5 protein-coding genes and 1 pseudogene are annotated in these 5,886 nt (G+C 70.3%); 3 read left to right on the forward strand and 3 right to left on the reverse strand.

All coding sequences use genetic code 11. The features are described 5' to 3' along the window. Positions 1 to 34 precede the first annotated feature (34 nt). A complete protein-coding gene (locus IQ216_RS11040; protein WP_193815505.1) occupies positions 35 to 592 on the forward strand; it encodes an NAD(P)H-quinone oxidoreductase subunit J in 558 nt (185 codons plus the stop codon). Here the strand turns inward: IQ216_RS11040 and IQ216_RS11045 are convergent. Both IQ216_RS11045 and yvcK read right to left on the reverse strand, forming a co-directional pair. Then, positions 586 to 1,401, reverse strand: a complete 816-nt coding sequence (locus IQ216_RS11045; protein WP_193815506.1) for a sulfotransferase family protein — start codon at positions 1,399 to 1,401, stop codon at positions 586 to 588. The two genes, IQ216_RS11040 and IQ216_RS11045, sit on opposite strands and share 7 nt — an antisense overlap. Positions 1,402 to 1,423: 22 nt before the next feature. After that, positions 1,424 to 2,794, reverse strand: a complete 1,371-nt coding sequence (gene yvcK / locus IQ216_RS11050; RefSeq protein ID WP_193815508.1) for a gluconeogenesis factor YvcK family protein — start codon at positions 2,792 to 2,794, stop codon at positions 1,424 to 1,426. Between the two features lie 209 nt (positions 2,795 to 3,003). On the opposite strand from yvcK, the gene IQ216_RS11055 reads away from it, so the two are divergent. Together IQ216_RS11055 and IQ216_RS11060 are read left to right on the forward strand one after the other, a co-directional pair. Further along, positions 3,004 to 3,750, forward strand: coding sequence for an ABC transporter ATP-binding protein (locus IQ216_RS11055; protein ID WP_193815509.1), 747 nt, complete (start codon positions 3,004 to 3,006; stop codon positions 3,748 to 3,750). 3 nt (positions 3,751 to 3,753) lie between these two features. Next, positions 3,754 to 4,779: an MlaD family protein gene (locus tag IQ216_RS11060; protein ID WP_193815507.1), complete on the forward strand. Its 1,026-nt coding sequence runs from the start codon at positions 3,754 to 3,756 to the stop codon at positions 4,777 to 4,779. Here the strand turns inward: IQ216_RS11060 and IQ216_RS11065 are convergent. Continuing rightward, positions 4,766 to 5,806, reverse strand: a pseudogene (locus IQ216_RS11065) (VWA domain-containing protein); the annotation flags it as partial. The gene IQ216_RS11060 and the pseudogene IQ216_RS11065 sit on opposite strands and share 14 nt — an antisense overlap. Positions 5,807 to 5,886: the final 80 nt, after the last annotated feature.

Here is a 5,886-nt window from a genome sequence, read left to right on the forward strand (position 1 = left end):
GCTGAGAGCCCCCGCCCCACCGCCGAGTCAAGCGATGCCTGAGTCCGCCCCCAGCCCAGAAGCGCTCGCCTCCGTGGAGCCCGGGCCAGTGAGCCGGTGGCTGCAGAGCCAGGGCTTTGACCACGAGGTGCTGCCCCCGGATCACCTCGGCGTGGAAGTGCTCGGCGTGGAGCCGGCCTTCCTGCCACTTCTGGCCACCGCCCTCAAGGCCGACGGCTTCGACTACCTGCAGTGCCAGGGCGGCTACGACGAGGGGCCAGGCGGCCGTCTGGTGAGCTTCTACCACCTGGTGAAGCTGGGTGTCCTCGCTGACAGCAGCGCCGGCCTGGCCAAGCTGCCCGCCGAGGTGCGGCCCCAGGAGGTGCGCCTCAAGGTGTTCCTGGCTCGCGACGGCGCCCTCACCATCCCCAGCCTCTACGGCCTGTTCCGCGGCGCCGACTGGCAGGAGCGCGAGACCTTCGACATGTACGGCATCCAGTTCGAAGGCCATCCCCATCCCAAACGGCTGCTGATGCCGGAGGACTGGAAGGGCTGGCCGCTGCGCAAGGACTACGTGCAGCCTGACTTCTACGAGATGCAGGACGCCTACTGAGCCGGCACGAAGTGGCGCGGCCGGCGTGGGCCTCCCTGCCGCACCTGCGCCACTGTCAGGTTCCCCTCCAGCAGCCAGGGGTAGAAGAAGCTGAAGTCGTCGGCGTAGCGCTGGCGCAGCAGCTGCACCAGCTGCGGTTGGGCCAGCAGTTGCTCGAGATCGGTGCTCTGGCCCTGGCGGCGGCTGTTCTTGTCCGGCAGCTGACGCATCAGGCCCGGCACGCCGGCGCGGCGGGCCCGCTGCACCAGGAAGGGCCAATGCAGCTCCAGGCTCTCGGCATAGGCCACCCAGGTGGGCAGGGGCTCCGCGTCCAGGCAGAGGATCTCCGCCTGGGGCAGCACGTGCACATCGAGAGCCGCCGAATCCGCTGCGCAGAGGCGCTCGATGAACTGGGGCAGCGCCATGCCCCGCTCCACGCCGATGGCCCGCAGCCGGGCCGTGCAGCTGGGGTTTTCGATCACCTTGTTGTTGTAGGCCGAGAGCAGGCGATCAAAGGGGTTGCGCACCACCGCGAAGCTGAAGCAGTGCGCCCGCAGCTGTCTGGCGGTGGCGCGGTCCACGGGGCGGGCGATGCTGCTCGGCAGCAGATCCCAGAACTGGTCCACCTGGGAGGAGAGGGATTGCCAGGAGCGATGGGGCTGCAGCGCCCGCAGCAACCGCTGGCCCAGGCCATGGCGGTTGCGCTGCAGCTCCGGTCGGATCAGTCGGGTGAGGGCCGCCTTGACGCTGCTGTTGGCCGCCTTGGGCACGCGCCCATAGAGCAGGTGGTGGCCGGGCAGGTGCAGAAAGTGGTGGTCAGAAGCCGCCATGGCCGGAGGCTACCTGGCTGGCTCAGGGATCCTGGCGCTGGGCCCTCGCCCGCCGCAGGTTGTTGCTGCGGTAGCTGCGATAGAACCGCATCACCGCCAGGGCCAGGCTGCGGGGGTCGTGGCGCAGCGTGGCGGTGGGCCGAGCCCCCTGCAGGGCTGCCTGCATCACCTGATAGCCCTGGCGCTGCAGCTTGCGGGCTTCGCAGCGGACCGGTTCGGCCCCTTTCTGGCGGTAGCGATCCAGCAGCGGCGTGTCGGCCAGGTTCTCCTGGGCCAGCACGGCATTGAACAGCCGTTGCTCGACACCGAGGCTGCCGAGCTGGGCCTCGATCGCGCGCAGGTGCCCCTCGACATCGAGGTGGTCGGTCTCGCCGGGCTGGGTCATCAGGTTGCAGATGTAGAGGCGGGGCGCCTTGCTGCGGGCGATCGCCGCCACCAGCTCCGGCACCAGCAGGTTGGGCAGCAGCGAGGTGTAGAGACTGCCAGGGCCGAGCACGATCAGGTCGGCGTGGGCGATGGCCTCGATCGCCCGGGGCAGGGCCGGCGGGCGCTCGGGTGAGCAGCCCAGCCGCACGATCGGGCTGTGGGCATGGCCGATCGCCGATTCGCCCTCGATCCGCTCACCGCTCTCCAGCTCTGCCCAGAGGCGCACGTCGGCATTGGTGGCGGGCACCACCTGGCCCTGCACCGCCAGCACCCGGCTGCTGGCGGTGATCGCCGACTCGAGGCTGCCGGTGATCGCCGTGAGGGCCGAGAGAAAGAGGTTGCCGAAGCTGTGCCCCTCCAGCCCCACACCCGACTGGAAGCGGTACTGGAAGAGTCTGGTGAGCAGGGGCTCCTCCCGGGCCAGGGCGGCCAGGCAGTTGCGGATGTCACCCGGGGGCTGCACCCCCAGTTCGCGGCGCAGCACGCCGCTGCTGCCGCCGTCATCGGCCACGGTGACGATGGCGGTGAGGTTGCTGCTGTAGCGCTTCAGGCCACTGAGCAGGGTGGAGAGGCCGGTGCCGCCGCCCACGGCCACGATGCTGGGACCGCGGTTGAGGCGGCCCTGGGCAGCGAGGGCATCCACCAGATGGGTGCCCCGATCCGGGGCGAGGGCCTGCTGGATGGCGCCGAAGCTGCGGCTCTGTCCCAGCCAGATCATGGCGGCGCCGATCGCCAGGACCAACGGCCCGGTGATCCCCCTCGGCAGCACGGTGGTGAGGTTCTTGAGCAGCCACTGGATGCCGGCGATGGTCCAGTAGATGGGCTGCAGATCGGCCCACACGGCGGCCCCCAACAGGGCGATCAACAGGCCCAGGCCCGAGGTGAGCACCCAGCGTTTCACCACCAGGCCGGGCTGCAGCCAGCGCACCGCGCGCCGCGAACGGCTGACCAGATCGCGCTGGCGCAGCTCCCCCCGGCCAACCCAGCTCGCCCGTGGTCTGAGCCGGCGGGGCCGCCGCGGCCTGGAAGCCGGCGCAGGGGAAGACGAGGGCGTGGGACTGTGCTCAAGGAGCCAATCCAGTGTAGATCGGGCTGCAGGCGCGAAGATGAGAGGTGATTGCGCTGCCACCGCTGGACTCCCCAGCCCCACCCCTGGCCGAACTCCGCAACCTCAGCATGCGCTGGGGCAGCACCACCGTGCTGGATGGCGTGAATCTCAGCCTGCAACCCGGCGAGCAGCTGGTGGTGGTGGGGCCCTCAGGGGCGGGCAAGTCGACGATCCTGCGGCTGCTCGCCGGCCTGCTGCTGCCGAGCAGTGGCAGCCTGCTGCTGCACGGCGAGCCCCAGACCTACCTGCGCATCGATCAGGAGAACCCGCCCGACGTGCGGCTGGTGTTCCAGAACCCGGCCCTGCTGGGCTCCCTCACGGTGCGCGAGAACGTGGGCTTCCTGCTCTATCGCTACGGCCGGCTCAAGGAGGGCGAGATCCGCCAGCGGGTGGCGGAAGCCCTGGAGGCCGTGGGCCTGAGTGGGATCGAGGAGCGGCTGCCGGGGGAACTGAGCGGCGGTATGCAGAAGCGGGTGAGCTTTGCCCGCGCCCTGATTCCGGCCCCCCAGCTGCTGGACTCGCCCCAGATGCCCCTGCTGCTGTTCGATGAACCCACGGCCGGGCTGGATCCGGTGGCCTGCACCCGCATCGAGGATCTGATCGTGCGCACCACCGCCGTGGCCCAGGCCAGCTCCGTGGTGGTGAGCCATGTGCACAGCACGATCGAGCGCACCGGCGGCCAGATCGTGATGCTCTACGACGGCATTTTTCGCTGGGCCGGCGATCTGGAGGCCTACCGCCATACCGACAATCCCTATGTGATGCAGTTCAGGAGCGGTAGCCTGCGCGGGCCCATCCAGCCTGCAGAGGCCTGAGCAATGCGCCGCTCTGTGCGTGAGGCGATCGTGGGATTCTCCCTGGTGGGAGCGATCGTTTCGGCGGTGGGCTTCTCGTTCTGGCTGCGGGGCCTCTCCCTCACCCGCCAGTTCTGGACGCTGAACGCCAGCTTCCAGCAGGCCTCGGGGCTGGCCGCACGCTCCCCGGTGGTGTACCGAGGGGTGATGGTGGGCAGCGTGCGCTCCGTGCGCGTCACCCCGGGGGCGGTGGAGGCTGACCTGGAGATCACCGATCCCAGCCTGAGACTCTCCCTGCCGGTCAGGGCTGAGGTGGTGCAGGGATCGCTGCTGGGCGGCGAGGCCCAGGTGGCCCTGATCAGCACCGGACCAGCCCCGAACGCCTCGGCGCCACCGCCCCGAGCGCCCGACTGTCCTCGCGAGCAGATGCTCTGCGACGGCTCCTCGATCAAAGGCAGTGAGGCTGCCAGCCTGTCGACCGTGACCAACCTGATGCAGCAACTGCTGGAGCAGGGCGACCGGGAGCAGCTGATCCAGAAACTGGCCGGGGTGGCCATCAGCGTGGATCAGACCTCCAAGCAGGCCACCGCCTTCCTGAAGGATGGCCAGGTGCTGGTGGGACAGGGCGAATCGCTGGTGAACAGCCTGGATCGATCGGTGCAGGATGCCCAGCCCACCATCGCCAACCTCAATGCCAGCTCAGCCCACCTGCGACGGCTGATTGCCGCCCTGGACAATCCCAAGACCGTGGCCGAACTGCAGCGGACGGTGAGCAACGCTGAACAGCTCACGGCCCGCTGGGACGCCGTGGGCGGGGATGTGAACCAGCTCACCTCCGATCCCCGCTTTATGGATGGGCTGCGCAATGTGACCGTGGGCCTGGGCAAGTTCTTTGAGGAGCTCTACCCCGCCCAGACGGGGGCCGCCCGGGAACCTGCAGCGGATGCGGCCAGCGGCGGCGACAAAGCGCGGAACGGCCAAGCCACTCCGCGGCGCTCGATCGCGCCCGGCCAGGCTCCCGAGGCCTTCCCGATGCCTACACCGCGTTGATCGCCTCCATGGCGATGGCGGCGATGGTCTGATCGCTGGCCTTGGGCAGCTGCACGTATTTGCCGCCGGCAGCCTCGGCCAGCTCCTTGCCCATACCGCTGCCGATGAACTTGCGCTCGGTGTCGATCACCAGCAGCTTGAGGCCGAGGGCGCGGTAGCGGCTGGCCACCTGCTTCACCTCCTCCTTGAGGTCCACCGGCTCCTCCCCCTCCAGCTCCGGTTGCCCCAGGGAGCGGCCCAGGGGCACGTTGCCGCGTCCATCGGTGATCGCCACCACCACCACCTGGCCCAGGTCGCCCGTGGCCAGGGCGTTGGCCCCCACCCGGGCCGCCTGGGAGAGGCCGTGGGCCAGGGGTGAGCCGCCGCCGCAGGCCATCGCTTCGAGCCGGCGGCGGGCAGCGGTGATCGAGCGGGTGGGCGGCAGCAGCACCTCGGCCTGCTCGCCGCGGAAGGGGATCAGGGCCACTTCATCGCGGTTTTCGTAGGCCTCCGTGAGCAGCCGGATCACGGCGCCCTTGGCGCTCTGCATGCGGTTGAGGGCCATCGAGCCGCTGGCATCCACCAGGAAGATCACCAGGGCACCAGCCTTGCGCTGCAGCTGCTTGGCCCGCAGGTCGCCGTCCTCCACCACCACCTTGCGGTGGGGCTGGCGCTCCCGGCGGCTCTTCTGATAGGGGGCCGCGGCCCGCAGGGTGGCATCCACGGCGATGCGCTTCACCGGACCGCGGGGCAGCATCGGCTTCACGTAGCGGCCGCGGGAGTCGCTGAACACCACGGCCCGGCTGCCGCTGCCGCCGGAGCGGGCCTTGGCGGCACCGAAGAGCAGCAGCTCGGGATCGATCGCCACGGCCTCGGGATCGAGCATGAACTCCTCCGGCACCGAGGGGGGCGCCTGGTCCTCGGGGGTGTCGTCCTCCTGGTCGGGCTGCTCGGGATCAGTGTCGTCCTCGGGCTCCGGCTCGCTCTGGTCGGGTTCGGGCGGCTGCTCCGGCGGCTGCTCGCCCTGGGGCGGCGGTGGCGGCGGCGGTTATTCGCGCGGCGGGGCCGCCTATGCGTGCACGGGGCCACGCGATCGCGGCCCGGTCACCGAGGGCCCGGTCCGCAGCG

The organism is Cyanobium sp. LEGE 06143 (genome assembly GCF_015207535.1).
Taxonomy (GTDB): domain Bacteria; phylum Cyanobacteriota; class Cyanobacteriia; order PCC-6307; family Cyanobiaceae; genus NIES-981.

Coding starts and splice junctions, on each gene's coding strand:
- IQ216_RS11045 (WP_193815506.1), bottom strand. CDS start 1,401: ATGGCGGCTTCTGACCACCACTTTCTGCACCTGCCCGGCCACCACCTG.
- IQ216_RS11040 (WP_193815505.1), top strand. CDS start 35: ATGCCTGAGTCCGCCCCCAGCCCAGAAGCGCTCGCCTCCGTGGAGCCC.
- IQ216_RS11055 (WP_193815509.1), top strand. CDS start 3,004: ATGCGCTGGGGCAGCACCACCGTGCTGGATGGCGTGAATCTCAGCCTG.
- IQ216_RS11060 (WP_193815507.1), top strand. CDS start 3,754: ATGCGCCGCTCTGTGCGTGAGGCGATCGTGGGATTCTCCCTGGTGGGA.